This window comes from Actinoplanes sp. GCM10030250, from assembly GCF_042666575.1.
Lineage (GTDB): Bacteria > Actinomycetota > Actinomycetes > Mycobacteriales > Micromonosporaceae > Actinoplanes.
In genome coordinates this window covers 73,694-92,483 of sequence record NZ_JBHTDO010000037.1, presented here as the reverse complement: position 1 = coordinate 92,483, position 18,790 = coordinate 73,694, and the positions used below count along the sequence as shown (strand labels likewise).

Genomic DNA, 18,790 nt, shown 5'->3' with positions numbered 1-18,790 from the left:
AACTCGTCAAGATCGCGAGGGCTTCGACTCCGCGGCCGGGCACCCCGAAGGGAGCCCGGCCGCCGAGACTCACGGTCTCCGCACGACGCTCTGCCCAGGATCGACCACCACCGTAGCGGCCACCTCACCCTCCCGCCGGAACGTCACACTGACCCGCTCCCCCGTCGGGTTCACAGCGAGCAACCGCGGGTGCTCCACACTGCCGAACGCCATCCCGTACGGCCCATCGGCCACCACCGCGGGCTGCGGCGGCCCATAGGCGTCCAGCATCTCCACCCAGTACCGCACCATCGCCCGGCTGGTGCTCTCCTCCCGCGGCAACTGCGGTCCGAGCCGCCGCCGAGCCGCTGCTGGATCAGCCACCGCGAGGTCGGCAGCGAACAGGTCACCCCACACGCGGGGCGCGCCGCCCACCTCCTTGCCCAGTTCGGCCGAGCGGGCAGCGGCCTGTTCCGCGTCGCCGCGGTACAGCGAGCCGAAGGTCAGCGGCAAGAGCTGGATGCCGACGATCGACTCCGGCTTCGGATCGAACCACGTCGCGTAGTCGATCTTGGAGTTCCACACGATCCCGGCCACCGTGTGCTGGTAACCGGCCGGCCGCTGCAGGCCCTCACCCAGCCAGTACATCCGTGCGGTCGCCGCCTCGAGCGCGTAGTGGGTGACGCCGTACGCGGTCAGGTCCGGGTCGCCGGTGGCGATGCCCCAGCGGGTGACCGCCTCCCACGCCGCGACCGCCTCACCCGAGGACTCCTGGTTGTTGCCGTCGGCGAACGGGGCGAAGCCGGACGCCGCCGAGTGCCCCAGGTACGGGTTGAACGCGCGGAACGGCGGGAAGCCGTCCGCCCCGCTGCCCGAGAGGGAGCCGCTGTAGTCGCGTACCACCAGGCCGACGGCGGCGCCGAAGTCCCGGACGAAGCCCGGATCCTCCCCGGCCAGCACCGCGGCGGCGCGTACCAGATAGGCGTACTGGAAATGATGGTCGTTGTAATCGTTGCTCCCGAACTCGGCGGGCACCGCGATGAGCCCGCCCCACGTCCGGTCGTACGCGAAGTACCGGGTGTCGCCGGCACCGTCGTAGGTCAGCCAGTCCACCAGTCCGGCACGCAGCCGGCGCAGGGCCGCGTCCTGCTGGGACCGTGCGCCGATCCCCTTCGCGACCTCGGCGACGGTGGCCAGCCGGCCCAGCTCCTTGAGGCCGAAATAGCTGCCGCCGTCGGCGACCTTCGGCTGCTCCGCGAGGTCCCGATCAAGATCGGACAGCACCGCGGCTCGCGCGGCGTCGGACAGCGGCACCGCGGGCGCCTCGGTGATCAGACCGGGCATCGGCACCCGGACACCGACCGCGGTACCGCGCACCACGGTGAGCGGCCCGATCGCGTCGGAGTAGGTCCCGGCCAGGGCCTGCGGAGCGCCGCCCTCCCGGACGAGGCCCTTCTGCTGGTGCGGCAGCAGCGCCCACACGCTGGGCCGGCCCGACCGCCGCTCCGCCTGGAGGGTCTGCGTCACCGTCCCGGCGCTCTTGTCGTAGGCCATGTGCGACGTCGTACGGATCACCGGGTCACCGGCGGCACCCGCCAGCGCCGCTGTCCACTCGGCGTCGTTCACTGCCTCAGGCACCCGGGCTACCACGATCGCGGTACGCCCGGACCGGTCCACAGTCAGCCGATCACCGTCCTGCTTCCACCCGGCACCGTCCTGAGCCTGCACGTCCCACCGCTGCCCGGCGATGGTGAGCCGGGCGAGCGACCCACCGCCACCCGCACGCCGCAGCGGGCCGGTGGCGGTGAGCACCGGTTTCGCGTCCCGGAAGTCCAGGTACAGCAGCGGGCTGCCCTGCACCACGGTGATCTCCACGGTTCCTCCGCCGCGGAGCTCGGCACGGAGCACGACGTGGAAGGCGCCGTACCCGACGACCTCCGGCGCACCGATCGGCCCGCCCGCGGTGAGGGCCGGCTCGAACGGCGTCACGACGGCTTTCGCGGACGCGGTCGCGGCAGCCGCGCTGACGGCGAAGCCCGCGTCGGTCCGCTTGATCGCCAGCGGCCTCGCCCAGAGCGGCTGATCCGAGGCACCGGTCAGCGCCGAGGTCCACCACTGGTTGGTCGGCAGCGCCTGCCCGGCCAGCGACTTCCCGGCACGCGCCGGGCGCTGCTGCGGGCTCGCGGCCGCGGGCAGGCTGTCACCGAGCACGGCCTTGCCCTCGGCCACCGGGGGCCGCACCGTCGTCGTGGCGGCGCCCTCACTGAGCACACCGGCTGCCGACGACTCGGCACTGGGCATGGCGGGCTCCTTCCCCGGGGTGCAACCCGCGGCCAGCAGCGAAGCGGTCAGCAGAAGAGTGGACAGACATGCGGCGGTCGTCATCCGCCGAAGGCCACGCCTCATCCGGCGCTGTTGACGGCGGGGGTCCGGCCGACAGCGGTGTTGGTGTCGACCTCGACCGTGTACCGCAGACCGGGCACCAGGGCGCTGACCGCGTCGACGTCATCGGTGCGCGGCACCAGGACGACGGTGAGCCGCTCGTGGGCCACCTTCTGCTCCTCGGTGAGTGGTGCGTCCAGCATCGGGTCGGCGCCGACCCGCGGCTTCACGTGGTCGAGCGTGCCGGCCACCGGACGGCTGAGACCGGGGCCGGTGATCTTCGCGGCCATGCCGAGCCGCAGGTCACGCAGCTGCTCCTCGGTGGCCTTCGCCTCGAAGCTGAGCCTGGTGTGGTCGTACATGGTGACGATCGGTTCGCCGGCGCTCATCACACCTCCGACGGCGATGTCGATCCGGGACACGGTGCCGGGCTGCGGTGCCCGGAGCGTCTCGGTTCGCGGGCTGCGGGCGGGACGGGCCGGGTTCTCGGCGAGCCTCACCCGCGCGAGCTCCTGACCGGCGGCGACCCGGGCCTGCTCGGCCACCAGGACCTCGGTGACCACGCCGGCTCCGGTGGAGCCGACCGGCAGGGCGTCAGCGGTGAGGACGGCGTCGTCGAGGGAGACGTACGCGGCGTCGGCGAGCCGGTTCTGCACCATGTAGGTGCCACCGGCTGCCGCAGCGGCCAGGAGCACGACGGTCACGAGGAAGGTCCGCACGACGGGCATCCGGGAGCGGCCACCCTCTGCCGGAGGAGAAGGAGGAGGAGGAGGAGGAGGAGGAGGAGAAAGAACCGGTGAAGCAACCTGGGCTTCGACCACACGAGTGATAGTCATAGCGATAAATCCCTTGAACAGTTGAAGCAAAGACAGGGGCAGGGGCTAGTGCGCGGCCACGAAAGCCGGCGTCGCGGCAACCGGCTCCTCAGGACTGCGCCGGACGGACTCGGCGATGATCCGGCCCAGAATCAGGACGATCATGGTGGCCCACGCCACCGACAACCAGGTCGGCGCCGGGTCGGCCATCACCACGAGGCCGACGACGATGCCCGTCACGTTGAGCAGCGCGAGCGCCAGCTGCGGCATGACCACCCACAGCGACCGCGACCCCGCACCGGCCTGGTTGGTCACGCTCCATCGCGCCGGCTTGTTGCGCAGCGTCGCCCAGAACGCCCGGGCGTGCACCGGCGCGGCTCCGATGCTGGCCACGATCGCCGACATCTTGAAGCCGCCGGACTGCAGCCAGGTCACGACCAGGACCATCACCTGGAACGGCACGTAGTGCGCCGCCCAGGTCAGCCCGTCGGCCCGGATCGGGCTCAGCGCGAACAGCAGGTAGAGGGCCGGGAACAGCATGAACACGAGCATCGCCAGCGACAGCACGTAGTGCGTGCCGACGAACAGGTACTGGAGCCGCTGGTCGAGGGTCAGCCCGCCGCCGCGGCGGAACAGCCCGCCGCGCAGGACGACCTCGAAGCCGCCGCTGGCCCAGCGCAGCTGCTGCTTGAAGAACGACGTGACGTCCACCGGCGCCAGCCCGCGCGCCAGCACCTGCGGCACGTAGATCGACTTCCAGCCACGCCGGTGCAGCTCGAGCGACGTCCAGATGTCCTCGGAGTTGCTGCCGGTGGCGATACCGCCGATCTCGTCGAGCGCCGCCCGCCGGAACATCACGTTCGTGCCGACGCAGAACGCGGCGTTGAAGTGGTTCTTACCCGGGCACACCAGCTCGTAGAAGATGCGCTGGGCCTCCGACGAGCCGGTGGAGACCAGGTTGGTCTGGTTGGCGTACGACTGCGGCGACTGCACGAACGCCACGTCCGGGTCGTCGAAGTGCGGCAGCACCTGGAGCAGGAAGTTCGGCTCCGGGACGTGGTCGGCGTCGAGGATCACGACGTACTCGCCGGTGGTCTGGCCGAGAGCGGCGTTGACGTTGCCCGCCTTCGCGTGCCGGCCGCCCTCGCGGCGCAGATATCCGACGCCCTCGTCGGCGCAGATCTGCTGGAGGACGTCGCTGTCCCCGTCGTCGAGGACCCACGTCTCGTGGTCGAGCGTCATGTCGCGGGCCGCCCGCAGCGTGGTGCGGACCAGCTCGGGCGCCTCACCGTAGGCGGTGATGAAGACGTCGATGGTGGGCACCACGGCACCGGCACGGAGCTGGTTGCGCCACACCGTGACGTTCACCGGCTCGCCGCGGTTGTCGTGGGCCAGGATGGTCCACCAGGTTCCGATGGCGTGGATCGCGATGAGGCCCTCGGCCATCAGCATCGCGGCCCACAGCCACGTCGGTCCGCGGTATTGCGGATCCAGCAGGAAGACCTGGTAGAACACCGTCGCGAGAAGCGCACCGATGATGGCGACCCTGGTTGACCGCTGCAGCGGCCGCCACGCCTGGCGGGGGGATGAGCCCGCCGTGCGGGCTTGCGGACTGGTGGTGGGCATGTTCGCTCCCAGAGGTTGCATGGCCACGGAAGGCCGCGAGACGCGAGGCCGCGGGTGGGTCACCCAGCGGCCGGCGCGGCCGGGCAGACGACATTTCCGGTACGACCGGAGCACGTTCCCGCATCGGGATAATTGACGATCATGTCGCCGTGCACGTATTGAGATCATTCATTTGGTCGGCCGTCATTGCCCGCCGAGAGGAACCGTAGGGCCGCGGCGCATCCCCCGCAAATTCGGTGACCGGCGGCACAGGCGAACCGGAAACTATTTCGACGCACCCGGTAAACACAATCTTCATCAATGCGTTGCACTGCCCGGACCCCCGGCACCGAATGTCGCAGCTCAACCACGGTCAATACCCGAGAAATGTGACCACCGCCCCATCGCGGGGATTTCACACACCGATCGACGACCGCCTACGTCCCCGGAAGTTCGCCGGACCCATCCTGAGCTGCGGGAACTGGCGCCGGACGGAACCGGCCACCCGGCAGACTCCCGCTTTTCTGCGCAATCTGAAATCGATCGTGGCGCTACGCCCTAATCAGGGTCGCCTGATTGTCTCGCAACCACAGATTGCGTACGGTGACACCAGCACCCCGACACTCGAAAAGGATCACCACAGATGCCGCTCACCGAATTGTTTCACAATAGTGACGACGCGCACGGTTTATCGGTGAACATTCCGGTGAGTAGGCCGATTCGATCGGGAATTCCGGCGTGACGACCGGCATTCCCGCCGCTCAGCCACCGGCCGAGGGCCGTGAGCGCCCCACCCTGGAAACGGTCGCCGCCCTCGCCGGGGTGTCCCGGGCCACGGCGTCGCGGGTGGTCAACGGCGCGACGACGGTCTCCCCCGCCATCCGCGACGCGGTGCTGCACGCCGTCCGCTCCCTCGGATACGTGCCCAACCGGGCCGCGCGGGGCCTGGTGACCCAGCGCATGGACGCGTACGCGCTGATGCTCGACGAGTCCGCCGACCGGATGTTCGCCGAGGACCCGTTCTTCTCCACCCTCGTGCACGGTGCCGCGCACGAGCTTGCCGAGGCCGGCAAGGAGCTCGTGCTGCACCTGGCCAGTTCCCGGCACACCCGGGACCGGGTCCGCGACGCCGCCCTGAGCGGCCACGTGGACGGCGTCATGGTCGTCTCGATGCACGGCGCCGACGAGCTGCCCCGCACGCTCGCCGAGAAGGGCGTTCCGGTCGTCGTCAACGGGCGGCCGATGGACCCGTCGCCGGTCCCCTACGTCGACGTCGCCACCACCGATGCTGCCCGGCAGGCGGTTCGCCGCCTGGTCGACTCCGGCCGCCGCCGGATCGCCACGATCGCCGGGCCCCAGACGGTTCCCGGCGCGATCGACCGGCTCTCCGGCTACCGCGCCGAGATGCGCGACTCCCGCCGGCGCCCGGTGGTGGCCGTCGGCGACTTCACCTACGAGTCCGCCGGCTCGGCGATGCGGCAGCTGCTCGCCGACCACCCGCAACTCGACGCCGTCTTCGTCGCCTCCGACCTGATGGCCCACGCCGCCCTGCGGGTCCTCCGGCTCTCCGGCCGCCGCGTGCCCGACGACGTCGCCGTCATCGGCTTCGACGACACCGAACCGGCCCGCTACGCCGAGCCCCCACTGACCACGGTCCGCCTCCCGATCCACGACATCGGCCGCACGATGGCCCGCCAGGTCGTCCGCCTCGCCGAGGGCGAACCGGTCGAACAGTCGATCCTGCTCAACACCGAGTTCGTCACCCGCGAGTCAGCCTGAGCCCCGCGACGACTCAGCCTGAACCCCAAGACCCGCTCAGGCTGAGTCCCGACACCCGCGCAGGCTGAGTCCCAACACCCGCTCAGGCTGAGTCCCAACACCCGCGCAGGCTGAGCCGACGGCCCGCTCAGCCTGAGCCCCGACACTCGCGCAGCCTGAGCTCGGCGGCAGCTCGACACCAGCTCGACACCAGCTCGGCGACAGCTCGGCGACAGCTCGGCCGGCCGCGAGGCGGTCCCCCGATGGTGGATGAGGACGGATAACCACCCGCGGCCCGGGTAATGCAGGCGCACCACCCGACAAGCCCCCGGAGGCACCGTGAACACCGCCGGTTTCGACGCGATGACGACCGAGGAGCTGCGTGCGAGCGTGGTGAACCGCGGCCTGCACGGCTCCGAGAACCTGGACCGCGACCAGCTGATCGCCATACTGTCCGGCACCGGCACCGGCGACACCTCCGGTACCGACGACGCGATGACCCGTTCGGAGGAACAGCTGGTCGTCAGCACCGAACTGTGGGAGACCGGCCGCGCCCGGCTGCGCAAGTTCGTCGTCACCGAAGAGGTCCAGATCACCGTGCCGGTGCGCCGCGAGGGCATCCGGCTGGAACGCGAGCCGATCGACGAGGGCGACCAGCAGCCGGTACGGGATCCCGACGTCTTCGGGCCGGCCGAGGTCTTCGGCGGCGAGGACGGCGGGGTCGTCTTCGAGATCACACTGCACGAGGAGCGCCCGGTCGTCACCACCGAGATCGTGCCGGTGCAGCGGGTCCGGCTCACCAAGGTGGTCGAGACCGACGACCAGGTGATCTCGGGAACGCTGCGCAAGGAGCGGATCGAGGCCGAACTGCCCGGCGAGGCACCCAAGCCCGTCTATTGACGCCGCCACCTGGGGACGAACCGCGGGGTGCGCCGGGCATACTCCCGGTACTCCGGGAACCGTGCCCGCATCTGCCGCTCCTCCCAACCGGCCTTCGCGACCAGCAGCGCGCACAGTGCGGCGGCAGCGGCCGGGCGGGACCGGCCGCCGGCTGTCAGCCCGCGCACGGCCGAGGCCGCCATCACGCCCGTGTAGACCGGGTGCCGCACGACCGCGTACGCGCCGCCGGTGCGCAGACGGCTGCCGTCCCGGGGCAGTGGCATCGGGGTGAGGTCGGGTCCCAGCTCACGGGCACCGGCGACGGCCACCACGGCACCGGTCCCGATGCCGAGGGCGGCTGCCGTCCGGACGGCAGCTGACCGGTGCGTGTGCCGACGTGGGGTGAAGATCAGCACGAACAGTCCGGATTGGGCGAGCACGTAGGCGTACCCCTGCAATTGCTCTTTTAGGTTGAAGCCCGTGCTGGTCACTGGCCCGGGTGATAACTGCGCTCGATGTGGCCGCGCAGCTCGCCGGGGTGGAAGTAGACCGGGCGCAGGTCTCCCCGCGCATACCGTGCGGCCTGGTCGTTGAAGTGGGGCGACTCGGGGTGACCGCTCGCGCCGCCGGCGGTGATCGCCCAGGCCCGCAACCGGGGCCCGAACTCCACGACCGCCACGAAGCTGTTGCCGCTGGTGCCGTAGTAGCGTTTCGTTCCCGGCCAGCGCCGCGCACCGAAGGAGGCGAGCGAACCCCACTGCCCGGAGGTGAAGGGCACCGGAATGCTCGGCTTGGCGTCGTCGAAGGCCTGGGAGATCGCGCCGTCGTTGCGCTGGAAGCGGTTGATCTCGCCCCACGGCACCTGCCAGCTGCCGAAATCCAGCGTCAGCCGGTCGGCGGCGGCCTCGAGTGCGGTGAGTCGTTGCGGGTCGGTGGCCCGCTCGGCGAGGTAGTCCCACATCGACATGCCCGCGTCGCGCGCCGCCTGGGCCAGCGGCGCCCAGAGCGCCTCGCCCCAGAAAACGGCGAGCGACGTCGCTGCCGACCGCACTCCCCAGCGGTAGTCCCAGCCGCGCAGCAGGCCGATCGGCCCGGCGAGCCGCGCCTTCCGCTCGCCGGCGGGCAGGCGGTCCCAGGCGGCGACGAGGCCGGGCACCAGCCGGGCGAAAGCGGTCAGGTACGGGTCGTAGGCGGCAGCGATCAGCGTCCGCGGGGTGAAGTGGCGCCGCGCGGTCAGTACCCGGATCGCCTGCGGCCCGCGCGGGTTCTCGCCGGCTTGGTCGAAGTAGCGCGGGTAGTCGGCGGCCCGCGGGCTGTCCGGGCCGGCGGCGGTCCAGGGCCAGTTGTTCGAGTTGAACGCCCAGCCGGTCCGCGGGTTCACCGCCTGCGGCAGGCTCCGCAGGCTGTGCAGTCCGCGCCAGTCGGTCGCCGGGTCGCTGCCGTCGACCGGCTTGCGGTAGTCGAAGCGGTCGTCGCGAATCGGCATGAACTGCGGCATCAGGAAGGCGATTTCGCCCTTCGAGCTCGCGAACAGCGTGTTGTTCGAGCTGTTCGCCTTGAAGCCGGCCACCTTGAGGAAGTCCGCGTAGTCGCGGGTCTTGGTGCGCAGGAAACTCTGCTGCAACGCCTCGACCGGCTTGTTCATCAGCGCGAACGCGATCCACTTGCCGTCGGCCTCCCGCACGATCGGGCCGTGGTGGGTCGCGAAGGTGATGAAGGTGCGCTTTTCCAGATCACCAGCTTCGGTACGGAAGGACAGCGTGATCCTTTTCGACACCACCCGCCGCAGCGCCTCGCCGTACCGGTAGAACCGGGTCCCGTCGGCCCCGGTCACGATGGTCTCGGCGAACTCGTCGACGTTGTCCACGCCGCTCGACGTGTGCATCCAGCCCGTGTTCGCGTTGAACCCCTGGTAGATGAAGAACTGCCCCCAGGTCGCCGCGCCGTACGCGTTGAGCCCTTCCCCGCTCGTCACATGCTGCTCGGAGCGGAAGAAGAAGCTGGTGTGCGGGTTGATCAGCAGCAGCGCGCGGCCGTCCCGGGTCCGGCTCGGCGCGATCGCCATGCCGTTGGAGCCCTGCGGTTCGCGGAACAGCAGCCCCCGCTCCTCCTCGGTCATCGGAACGGCACGCCCGTCGTAGAACGCTTCGAGCTGGGTCAGCGGCACCCGTTCGATGTCGCCGCCGATGCTGCCCTCGGAGAAGCTCAGCGGCATCCACGGCTCGAACCTGGTGAGCACCCGCGGCCGCACCTCGGGATGCGTCGCGAGGTAGTGGTTCAGGCCGTCCGCCCAGGCGCGCATCAGCTCGCGCATCCAGGCCGGACTGCGCGCGAAGTCCCGCTTCAGCTCCGCGGGATCGACGAACAACCGCTGGCGCAGGTCCTGCCAGATCGCGGTCGGCCCCTCGGCCTCGGCGAGGCGGCCGAGGCTCACCAGGTAATTGCGCTCGATCCGGTCGAAGTCGTCCTCGGCCTGCGCGTACATCATTCCGAAGACCGCGTCCGCGTCGGTCCGGCCGGTCACGTGCGGGATGCCCCAGTCGTCGCGGGTGATCGTCACGCGCGCCGCCCGCTCACGTCGGCGGGCGAGATCGGGAGCGACTGCGGCGCCGGCCGGCGTACCCACCGCGACGGCGGTGATCGCGGCGGCCCCGCCCAGAACGCCGCGGCGGCTCAAACCCTCATGGCGGACCTGACTTCTGGCTTCGTCCATTTCTCAGCAGTACCACCGGCCCGGCCACCATTCAATAGACCAGAATAAATATCAGACCAGGATGACGCGTACGCCTGCGTGCTCGATCCTGGCAACCTCGTCCTCGGGCGCACCACTGTCGGTGACCAGCACGTCGACCGCCTCGATCGGGCAGATCCTGGCGAAAGCCCGCTGACCGACCTTCGACCCGTCGGCGGCGACGATCACCTGCGCGGCACTGTCGACGAGCAGCCGGTTGATGTCGGCCTCGCCCTCGTGGTGGCAGGTGGCGCCGCGGCCGGTGTCCAGCCCGCTGACGCCGATGACGGCGGCGTCGATCGTGATCCGGCCGAAGATGCCCGTCGCCAGCGGCCCGATGAGCTCGAAGGACTGCGGCCGGGCGACGCCGCCGGTCGAGACCACCTTGACGTGCGGGCGGACCACCAGCTCGTTGGCGATGTTGAGAGCGTTGGTGACGATGGTCAGCTCGGACGCGCCATCCTCGGCATTCAGGTCGGCCTGGACGGCGAGCGCGCGAGCTACCTCGGTCGTTGTCGTCCCGCCGTTGACGCCGACCGTGGAGCCCGGCTTGATCAGCGCGGCGGCCGCGGCGGCGATGCGCTGCTTCTCCGCGGCGTTGCGGGCGGCCTTGTAGCGCAGCGGCAGCTCGTAGGCCACCGTGTGCGCGACGACGCCGCCCCGGGTCCGGGTGACCATCTGCTGCTGGGCCAGCTCGTCGAAGTCACGGCGGATCGTCGCGGTGGACACGTCGAGCTCCTGAGCGGCCTCCTCGATGCTCAGCCGTTTCCGCTCGGACAGCAGCTCCAGGAGCGTGTTCCACCGCTCGTACCTACTCACTCGGGCGTCCCCTCTCGTACCGCGGCAAGCATCTCATGATCCAGGGCTGGCTCTCGCACGTGATGCAAACTCATGATTAGATCTGCAACATGAGTGAGAGTTCGTTGCATGAAATTGCAGAGACCCACACTGAGGACGAGATCGCGAGTCAGCCCGGCTGTTGGCGGCGGGCCTCCGCTATGGCCGGCACCGTTCCGGCGTTGCCCCGGGCCGGGGAACGGGTGGCCGTCGTCGGTTGCGGCACGTCGTGGTTCATCGCGCAGGCGTACGCCGCCCTGCGCGAGACCTCCGGACAGGGCCTTACCGACGCCTTTCCTGCCTCTGAGTTCCCGGCCGGACGCCACTACGACCGGGTGCTTGCGCTGACCCGGTCCGGCACCACCACCGAGGTGCTGGAGCTGCTGGCCCGGCTGCGCGGCCGGGTGCACACGGTTGCCGTCACCGCCGATCCGCGCACGCCGGTGATGCGGAGCGCCGACGACGTCGTAGTGCTCGACTTCGCCGACGAGCAGTCGGTGGTGCAGACCCGATTCGCCACCACCCAGCTGATCCTGCTGCGCGCCCACCTGGGCGAGGACACCGCGGCGGCGGTCGTCGACGGGGAGCGGGCCCTGGCCGAGCCACTGAGCCGGGACCTGGTCACGGCCGAGCAGTTCACCTTCCTCGGCCGGGGCTGGACCCGCGGACTGGCACAGGAGGCGGCGCTGAAGATGCGGGAGGCAGCCGGCGCCTGGACCGAGGCGTACCCGGCGATGGAGTACCGGCACGGGCCGATCAGCATCGCGGCACCGGGCCGGGTGGTGTGGATGTTCGGCGCTCCCCCGGCCGGCCTCGCCGAGCAGGTGGCAGCCACCGGCGCCACGCTCGTCACCACCGGCCTCGACCCCTTGGCCGATCTGGTACGCGTACAGCGGCTGGCAGTCGCCGTGGCCCGGCACCGCGGCCTCAACCCGGACCAGCCGCGCAACCTGACCCGCTCGGTGATCCTCCCCGACGGCCTCCCGTGATCATCACCGTCACGCTCAACGCCGCGCTCGACATCACCTACGCCATGACCAGCCTGGACCTGGGCGACACGAACCGGGTGGGCCGGGTCCACGAGCGGGCGGGCGGCAAGGGCCTCAACGTGGCCCGGGTGCTGCACACACTCGGCGAACCGGTGCTGGCCTGCGGACTGCTGGGTGGCCGGGCCGGCGAAACCGTGCGGGCCGACCTGGCGGCCACCGGGATCGGCGTGCGGTTCACGCCGATCGGTGGCGAGTCCCGCCGGACCGTCGCCCTCGCCGAGCAGGACCGCACCACGCTGCTCAACGAACCCGGCCCGCACGTCACACCGGACGAGTGGCACACCTTCCTGGCCGACTTCGGCACCCTGCTGACCACCTCCGGCGCCGACGTGGTGGTGCTCTCCGGCAGCCTCCCGCCGGGCGTGCCCGCCGACGCCTACCGGACCCTGACCACGGCCTGCCGCCGCACCGGGACCAGCGTGATCCTCGACGCCGACGGCGAACCGCTGCGGCACGGCCTGGCCGGACAACCGGACATCGTCAAGCCCAACACCGCCGAACTGGCCCGGGTCGCGCTGACCCCCGAGACGGCACGCCGGGCCGGAGCCGCCGCCGTAGTCCTGTCCCGCGGCCACGAGGGCCTGCTCGCTCTGACCCCCGACGGCGCCTGGACCGCGACCCCACCGGCGGTCAGCGGCAACCCCACCGGCGCCGGCGACGCCCTGGTCGCGGCCCTGGCCCGGGGCCTCCTGCACGGCTGGTCCTGGCCCGACCGGCTCCGGCACGGCGCCGCCCTGTCCGCCGCCGCCGTTCTGGCCGAGGTCGCCGGCGCCGTCGACCCGGCCGCCTACCGCGCGCTTCTCCCCCAGGTCCGGCTTCAGCCCCTCTGAAGGATCACCATGATTGTTGGATCGCCATGATTGTTGGATCGCCATGCCCCTCGTGAACATCGCCGACATCGTTGCCCCCGCCGTCGCCGGCGGCCGCCCGGTCGGCGCCTTCAACGTCGTTCAACTCGAACACGCCGAAGCCATCGTCGCCGGCGCCGAACGCGCACAGGCCCCCGTAGTCCTCCAGATCAGCGAGAACTGCGCCCGCTACCACGGCGCCCTGGCCCCGATCGGCGCCGCCACCCTGGCCGTCGCCCGCGCCGCCGCCGTACCCGTCGCCGTCCACCTCGACCACGCCACCGACACCACCCTGGTCCACGAGGCGGTCCGGCTGGGCTTCGGCTCCGTCATGTACGACGCCTCCGCCCTCGACCACGACGCCAACGTCGCCGCCACCCGCGAGGTCACCGATTGGTGCCACCAGCACGACATCTGGGTCGAGGCGGAACTCGGCGAGATCGGCGGCAAGGACGGCGTCCACGCACCGGGCGTCCGAACCGCACCCGCCGACGCGGCCGCCTACGTGGCGGCCACCGGCGTCGACGCCCTCGCCGTGGCCGTCGGCAGCTCCCACGCCATGCTCACCCGCGACGCGGTCCTCGACCTCACCCTGATCGCCGACATCCACGCCGTCGTCCCGGTACCCCTGGTCCTGCACGGCTCCTCCGGCGTACCCGACGCCACCCTCACCGCCGCCGCCCGCCACGGCATGACGAAGATCAACCTGGCCACCCACCTGAACCGCGTCTTCACCACCGCCATCCGCGACCACCTCACCCGCGAACAGCACACCGCCGACCCCCGCAAATACGGCGCCACCGCCCGAGCCGCCCTAACCCACGAAATAACCCGCCTCCTAACCCAAGTCCTGATCTGACCCTCCCTCCCCTTCCCCAGCTGGTTCCCAGTGCTCCCTCACCCCCGCCGACACAGCACCCACGCCCCCCGGACCAACCAGCTGGGCGTGAGCGGGGCCTCGCGAGCCAAAACACCCCGCTGGCAGCCAGCCGAGCGAGCCGGCTCGGCGGGCGGGGTGGGTCGGCTGGCCGTGAGCGGGGCCTCGCGCGCCGAAACACCCCGCTGGGAGCCAGCCGAGCGAGCCGGCTGGCCGTGAGCGGGGCCTCGCGGGCCAAAACACCCCGCTGGCAGCCAGCCGAGCGAGCCGGCTCGGCGCGCGCGGCGAGCCAGCTGGGCGTGAGCGGTGGGTTGCGCGCCGAAACACCCCGCTGGCAGCCAGCCAAGCGAGCCAGCTGGCCGTGAGCGGGGCCTCGCGCGCCGAAACACCCCGCTGGCAGCCAGCCGAGCGAGCCGGCTGGCCGTGAGCGGGGCCTTGCGGGCCGAAACACCCCGCTGGGAGCCAGCTGAGCGAGCCGGCTGGGCGTGAGCGGTGGGTTGCGGGCCGAGACACCCCGCTGGGAGCCAGCGGGGCGAGGCGGCTCGGCGGGAGGGGTGGGTCGGCTGGGCGTGAGGGGTGGGTTGCGGGGCGAAATGCCCCGCTGAGGGCCAGCTGGTCAGAGCACCTGGCGGAGGCGGTCGGCGGCGCTTTCGGCGGTGATGTCGCGCTGTGGCTGGCCGAGGAGTTCGAAGCCGACCATGAACTTGCGGACCGTCGCCGACCGCAGCAGCGGCGGATAGAAGTGGGCGTGCACGTGCAGCTCCGGATGGGGCGCCCCGTCGGTGGGCCGCTGGTGGAAGCCCATCGAGTACGGGAACTCCACCCCGAAGAGCCGGTCGTATCCGCGGGTCAGCCGCTGCAGGATGCCGGCCAGACCGTCGCGGCCGGCGTCGTCGAGAGCGGGCAGAGCGCCGGCATGACGCCGGGGCAGGACCAGGGTCTCGTACGGCCACACCGCCCAGAACGGCACCAGCGCCACGAACTCCTCGTTCTCGCACACGACCCGCTGCCCGACGGCCAGTTCCGCCTCGAGGTAGTCGCAGAGCAGGCAACCACCGCCCCCGCCCACATAGGCACGCTGCCGTTCGATCTCCTTGGCCGGCTCACCCGGCAGGCGTTCGGTGGCCCAGATCTGCCCGTGCGGGTGCGGGTTGCTGGCACCCATCATCGCGCCACGATTCTCGAAGATCTGCACATGGCCCACCCACGGAATGCTGCCGAGGTCGACGGTCTGCTCGGCCCACGCGTCCACCACCCGCCGCACAGCAGCCGCGTCCATGCCGGCCAGCGTCAGATCGTGCCGGGGATCGAAGCACATCACCCGGCAAACACCCCGCTCCGCCTCCGCCACAAGCAGCCCGGAGCCCAGCGCGCCGGAAACCGGCTCGTCCGACAGCGGCGCGTCCGACAGCGGCGCGTCCGACAGCGGCGCGTCCGACAGCGGCGCGTCCGACAGCGGCGCGCCGGAAACCAGCGCATCGGGCAGCAGCGCCGCGAAGTCGTTGTCGAACACGAACGTCGACGAATACTCAGGCGTCAGCACCCCACCCGCCCGAGTATTCCCCGGGCACAGATAACACTCCGGGTCGTAGGGCGGCCGCGTCACCCGGGCCGTCTCCTCGACCTGCCCCTGCCACGGTCGCGCGGTGCGGTGGGGCGACACCAGCAGCCACTCGCCGGTGAGCTGGTTCAGCCGCCGGTGCGGTCCGGCCGGTAATGAGGTGATCTCCACTGTTGTCACCTTTCCGAAAGGCCGAGGAGGCGGCGGGCGTTTCCCGCGTACACCGAGGGAAGCACGTCCGGGGGCAGTCCCGCCGCCGAGATGTCCCAGCGGCCCTGCGGCGGCACCCGCGTACCCGGCGCGTAGGGGAAGCATTCGTCCTCGGTCTCCAGGAAACGCCAATACACCTCGTACGCCTCGCGGGTCGCCGGGAACGCGTCGGAGCCGAACAGCACCCGGTCCGGATGATCGAGGATCAGCCGCCGGGTGGCGCGCGGCCGCCGTCCCAGCTCGGCGAGCCGGCCGCCGAGATCCACGTGGAAGTTCGGGTAGCGGCGGAGCATGCCGTCCACCCATCCCAGATCCTCGGCGGCACAGCCGACGTGGGCGCCGATGAATGTCGTCCCCGGTGCATCGGCCACCACGGTTTCCAGCGCTCGCATCAGCCGGTCGAAGGTGGGATGACCGGGTGCGCCGAACCACCAGTCCGGGTTCTCCGCCAGCTCCTCCAGGCGCTCGTTGCTGCCGTCCAGCGGGCCGAAGAAGGCGATCGGGTCGGCGGTGTGGATCAGAACCGGCAGCCCCAGCTCGCCCGCCGCCGCGAAGACACCGGCGAGCCGGGGGTCGTCGGGCAGCACCCGCGTCCCGCCGGCGTCGGTCACGCTCAGGCCGAGGTCCTTCCACACCTTGACCCCGCGCGCTCCGGCGTCCCGCGCCCGGTGCAGGGCGGCGATCAGCGCGCCGGTCGGATCGGGCCCTCGCAGCAGCGACCAGTCGAGGTGGCAGAAGGTGAGGAACCGGCCGGGGTGGGCCTGGTCGTAGCGGGCGATGTTCGCGTCCAGCTCCGCGTCCCACCGGCCGTCGAGGTTCACCACGGTACGCACGCCGACCTCCTCCATCAGCCCGAGCAGCGCCCCGACGTCGGGGATCAGCCAGTCGCCGCCGCCGAGCCACCGGCCGAGATGGTTGTGGACGTCGACCGCCGGCACCGAAGCCCGCGGCACTGAGGTCAGCGGCCGTCGTACCGCCGGTACCGGCGCATAGTCGCGCAGCCGAAGCTCGTTCAGGTTCATACCCCGCCCATCCCGATACGCGCTTCGGCGAGGGTCGGCTGGGCGGCAGTGCCACCGGCGGCCCGCGTGGAGAGCGCACCACAGGCCGCCGCCAGTCGCAGCCCGCCGGCGATGTCGTCCCCACCCAGATATCCGGCGAGGAATCCGGCGTTGAAGCTGTCGCCCGCGCCGACGGTGTCCACCGGCGCGGCAGGCGGTCCGGACACGGCGGCCGGCCCCTCGGCCGTCCACGCCAGCGCACCGTCCGCACCCCGCTTGACCACGACCAGTCGGCCCGAGATGCCGGCCAGGGACCGCGCTGCCGCCCGCACGTCACCGGCACCGGTGAGCGCCAGCGCCTCCGCCTCGTTGGGAAGGAAGACGTCCGTCTGCGCCAGCGCCGCCGCGATACCCCCGTCCCAGCGGCCCGCCGGGTCGTCGTTGGTGTCGAGCGACGTCGTGGCACCACCCTCGCGGAGTTCCGCGAACCACTCCGGAAGCCCCGCCGCGAGCCGCGGCTGCAGATAGAACGAGCTGACGTGGACGTGCCGCGCCGAGGCGGCCAGGCCGGGATCGACGTCGTCGGCGCCGAGCAGCGGCAGGCAGCCGGGCGCGGTGAGGATGGCCCGATCCTCGCCGTTCGCGATCACCACGGTCAGCGCGGTCGCCACGGCGGGGTCCACGACGCAGCCGGAGACGTCCACGCCACGCTCGCGCAGCGCGTCGAGGCAGAATCGCCCGGCGGGGTCGTCACCGACCCGGCCGGCGAACGCGGTGCGCAGGCCGAGCCGCGCCGCACCGCAGGCGGTGATCGCCGCTGAGCCGCCGAGGAGCAGCGCACCGGTCTCGACGAGCCGTTCCCGCTGGCCCCAGGGCAGTTCGCCCGGCGCGCCGGAGAGCACCACGTCAGGGTTGGCGTCCCCGACGACAAGAAGATCGAAGGTACGGGTCATCCGCGCAACGCCTCGGGCAGCAGGTCGCCGTGCGCCTCGGTCAGCGCGTCGCACAGGTCCCAGATGGCGCCGACGGTCAGCGACGCCGCGGTGTTCGGGTCGACCATCGCGGCCTGGCGGACGAGCCGCGGGTCGCCGGTGATCGCGGCTTCGACGGTGAGCTCGGCAACGCTGACGTAGGGCCGGTTGACCGCGGCCAGCTGCGGCGGGAGGTCGCCCATCGGCTCGGGCCGGGCGCCGGTGGCGTCGACGAGCGCCGGGACCTCGACCGCGAAGCCGCCGGGCAGGTTGCCGATCAGCCCGCGGTTCGGCACATTGGCGACGATCCGGCGGGGAGTGCCGGTGACCATGCTGTGGATGACCTGCGGGGCATACTCGGTGGTGTCGCGCCGGAGATCTATCGGTGCGGGGTTGTCGCGCGTTTCCGCGTACTCAACAAGGTTTTTCTCACTGACAGTGAGGTACTCGCCGACCGGGATGCGCAGGCGGGTGATCTCCTCGTCGTGCCGCAGGTACCAGGGCACGTATTCGGCGGAGTGCTCGCTCGTCTCGGTCGGATAGCGGCCCAGCCTGCGGTACATGTCGACGCGCACCCGGCGGCGCAGCTGTGGATCCGCCTCGATCGCCGCGTCGAGAGCCGGGTAGAGGTCGGTGCCGTCGCGTTCCCAGCGCAAGATCCAGGCCTGGTGGTTGACGCCGGCGCTGTCGAACTCGACGTCGCCGAAGGGCACATCGACGATGTCGCAGAGGTCCCGCACGGTCCAGTACACCGAGTGGCAGAGGCCGAGGACGTTGAGCCGCGGCGCCACCCGGGAGAGGTAGGTGACGTTCATGGCCATCGGGTTGGTGTAGTTGAGCAGCCACGCGCCGGGGCACAGCTCGGCCATGTCGGCGGCGATGCCGGCGAGCACCGGGAACGTCCGCAGGCCGCGGAAGATGCCGCCGACGCCGATGGTGTCGCCGATCGTCTGGCGCAGGCCGAAGCGGGCGGGCACGTCGAAGTCGGTGCGGGTCGCCGGGTAACCGCCGACCTGGATCGCATTGATGACGAAATCGGCGCCGTCGAGGGCGGCCCGCCGGTCGAGCGTGGTGGAGATCTCGGGCCGGGCACCGGATGCGGCGGCGATGCGCCGGGCCAGCGCCTCGGCCGTGGCGAGCCGTTCCGGGTCGATGTCGTGCAGGACGATGCGCGCGCCCGCCAGTTCGGGATAGCCGAGGATGTCGGTGAGCAGTTCGCGGGTGAACACGACACTGCCCGCGCCGAGGAACACGATTGAAGTCATAACCGGGTCTTTCGTACGGGGG

The 18,790-nt window shown here is 71.4% G+C and carries 15 protein-coding genes; 5 read left to right on the top strand and 10 right to left on the bottom strand.

Annotated features, from left to right (window positions below):
• Positions 1-69: 69 nt before the first annotated feature.
• From ACFQV6_RS35350 to ACFQV6_RS35340, 3 genes are all read right to left on the bottom strand, one after another.
• Positions 70-2,280 (bottom strand): glycosyl hydrolase, encoded by a 2,211-nt coding sequence (locus ACFQV6_RS35350; RefSeq protein ID WP_378032026.1) that lies wholly within the window; start codon positions 2,278-2,280, stop codon positions 70-72.
• 101 nt (positions 2,281-2,381) lie between these two features.
• Positions 2,382-3,089: an HlyD family efflux transporter periplasmic adaptor subunit gene (locus ACFQV6_RS35345; RefSeq protein WP_378032025.1), complete on the bottom strand. Its 708-nt coding sequence runs from the start codon at positions 3,087-3,089 to the stop codon at positions 2,382-2,384.
• Between the two features lie 153 nt (positions 3,090-3,242).
• On the bottom strand, positions 3,243-4,802 hold the full coding sequence (locus ACFQV6_RS35340; protein ID WP_378032024.1) for a glycosyltransferase family 2 protein: 1,560 nt from the start codon (positions 4,800-4,802) through the stop codon (positions 3,243-3,245).
• 717 nt (positions 4,803-5,519) lie between these two features.
• Between ACFQV6_RS35340 and ACFQV6_RS35335 the strand changes: the two genes are divergently transcribed.
• On the top strand, positions 5,520-6,560 hold the full coding sequence (locus tag ACFQV6_RS35335) for a LacI family DNA-binding transcriptional regulator (protein WP_378032023.1): 1,041 nt from the start codon (positions 5,520-5,522) through the stop codon (positions 6,558-6,560).
• A 318-nt stretch (positions 6,561-6,878) separates the two neighbouring features.
• Positions 6,879-7,439: a YsnF/AvaK domain-containing protein gene (locus tag ACFQV6_RS35330; RefSeq protein WP_378032022.1), complete on the top strand. Its 561-nt coding sequence runs from the start codon at positions 6,879-6,881 to the stop codon at positions 7,437-7,439.
• Here the strand turns inward: ACFQV6_RS35330 and ACFQV6_RS35325 are convergent.
• The 3 genes from ACFQV6_RS35325 to ACFQV6_RS35315 are packed head-to-tail and all read right to left on the bottom strand — an operon-like array spanning position 7,433 to position 10,968.
• Entirely contained in the window at positions 7,433-7,909 is a 477-nt protein-coding gene (locus ACFQV6_RS35325) for a methyltransferase family protein (protein WP_378032021.1), read from the bottom strand. The genes ACFQV6_RS35330 and ACFQV6_RS35325 overlap by 7 nt on opposite strands.
• Complete coding sequence (locus tag ACFQV6_RS35320) at positions 7,906-10,131, bottom strand: penicillin acylase family protein (protein WP_378032020.1); 2,226 nt, start codon at positions 10,129-10,131, stop codon at positions 7,906-7,908. Before ACFQV6_RS35320 ends, ACFQV6_RS35325 begins: the two co-directional genes overlap by 4 nt.
• A 51-nt stretch (positions 10,132-10,182) precedes the next feature.
• Positions 10,183-10,968 carry a DeoR/GlpR family DNA-binding transcription regulator gene (locus ACFQV6_RS35315; protein ID WP_378032019.1) on the bottom strand — a complete coding sequence of 262 codons (786 nt, stop codon included), beginning with the start codon at positions 10,966-10,968 and terminating at the stop codon, positions 10,183-10,185.
• Between the two features lie 179 nt (positions 10,969-11,147).
• On the opposite strand from ACFQV6_RS35315, the gene ACFQV6_RS35310 reads away from it, so the two are divergent.
• From ACFQV6_RS35310 to ACFQV6_RS35300, 3 genes are read left to right on the top strand one after another with little or no spacing between them, the layout of a single operon-like run.
• On the top strand, positions 11,148-11,975 hold the full coding sequence (locus tag ACFQV6_RS35310; protein ID WP_378032040.1) for an SIS domain-containing protein: 828 nt from the start codon (positions 11,148-11,150) through the stop codon (positions 11,973-11,975).
• The gene (locus ACFQV6_RS35305) at positions 11,972-12,865 is read left to right on the top strand and encodes a 1-phosphofructokinase family hexose kinase (RefSeq protein WP_378032018.1); all 894 of its coding nucleotides are present in this window, start codon (positions 11,972-11,974) and stop codon (positions 12,863-12,865) included. The genes ACFQV6_RS35310 and ACFQV6_RS35305 overlap by 4 nt, the downstream gene beginning before the upstream one ends.
• Positions 12,866-12,908: 43 nt before the next feature.
• Positions 12,909-13,742, top strand: coding sequence for a class II fructose-bisphosphate aldolase (locus ACFQV6_RS35300; RefSeq protein ID WP_378032017.1), 834 nt, complete (start codon positions 12,909-12,911; stop codon positions 13,740-13,742).
• A gap of 634 nt (positions 13,743-14,376) precedes the next feature.
• On the opposite strand, the gene ACFQV6_RS35295 is transcribed toward ACFQV6_RS35300, so the two are convergent.
• From ACFQV6_RS35295 to ACFQV6_RS35280, 4 genes are read right to left on the bottom strand one after another with little or no spacing between them, the layout of a single operon-like run.
• Entirely contained in the window at positions 14,377-15,492 is a 1,116-nt protein-coding gene (locus tag ACFQV6_RS35295) for a UDP-glucose--hexose-1-phosphate uridylyltransferase (RefSeq protein WP_378032016.1), read from the bottom strand.
• A 5-nt stretch (positions 15,493-15,497) separates the two neighbouring features.
• A complete protein-coding gene (locus ACFQV6_RS35290; RefSeq protein ID WP_378032015.1) occupies positions 15,498-16,553 on the bottom strand; it encodes an amidohydrolase family protein in 1,056 nt (351 codons plus the stop codon).
• Positions 16,550-17,485 (bottom strand): carbohydrate kinase family protein, encoded by a 936-nt coding sequence (locus ACFQV6_RS35285; RefSeq protein WP_378032014.1) that lies wholly within the window; start codon positions 17,483-17,485, stop codon positions 16,550-16,552. Before ACFQV6_RS35285 ends, ACFQV6_RS35290 begins: the two co-directional genes overlap by 4 nt.
• Complete coding sequence (locus ACFQV6_RS35280) at positions 17,482-18,768, bottom strand: alpha-glucosidase/alpha-galactosidase (protein ID WP_378032013.1); 1,287 nt, start codon at positions 18,766-18,768, stop codon at positions 17,482-17,484. The genes ACFQV6_RS35285 and ACFQV6_RS35280 overlap by 4 nt, the downstream gene beginning before the upstream one ends.
• Between the last annotated feature and the right edge of the window lie 22 nt (positions 18,769-18,790).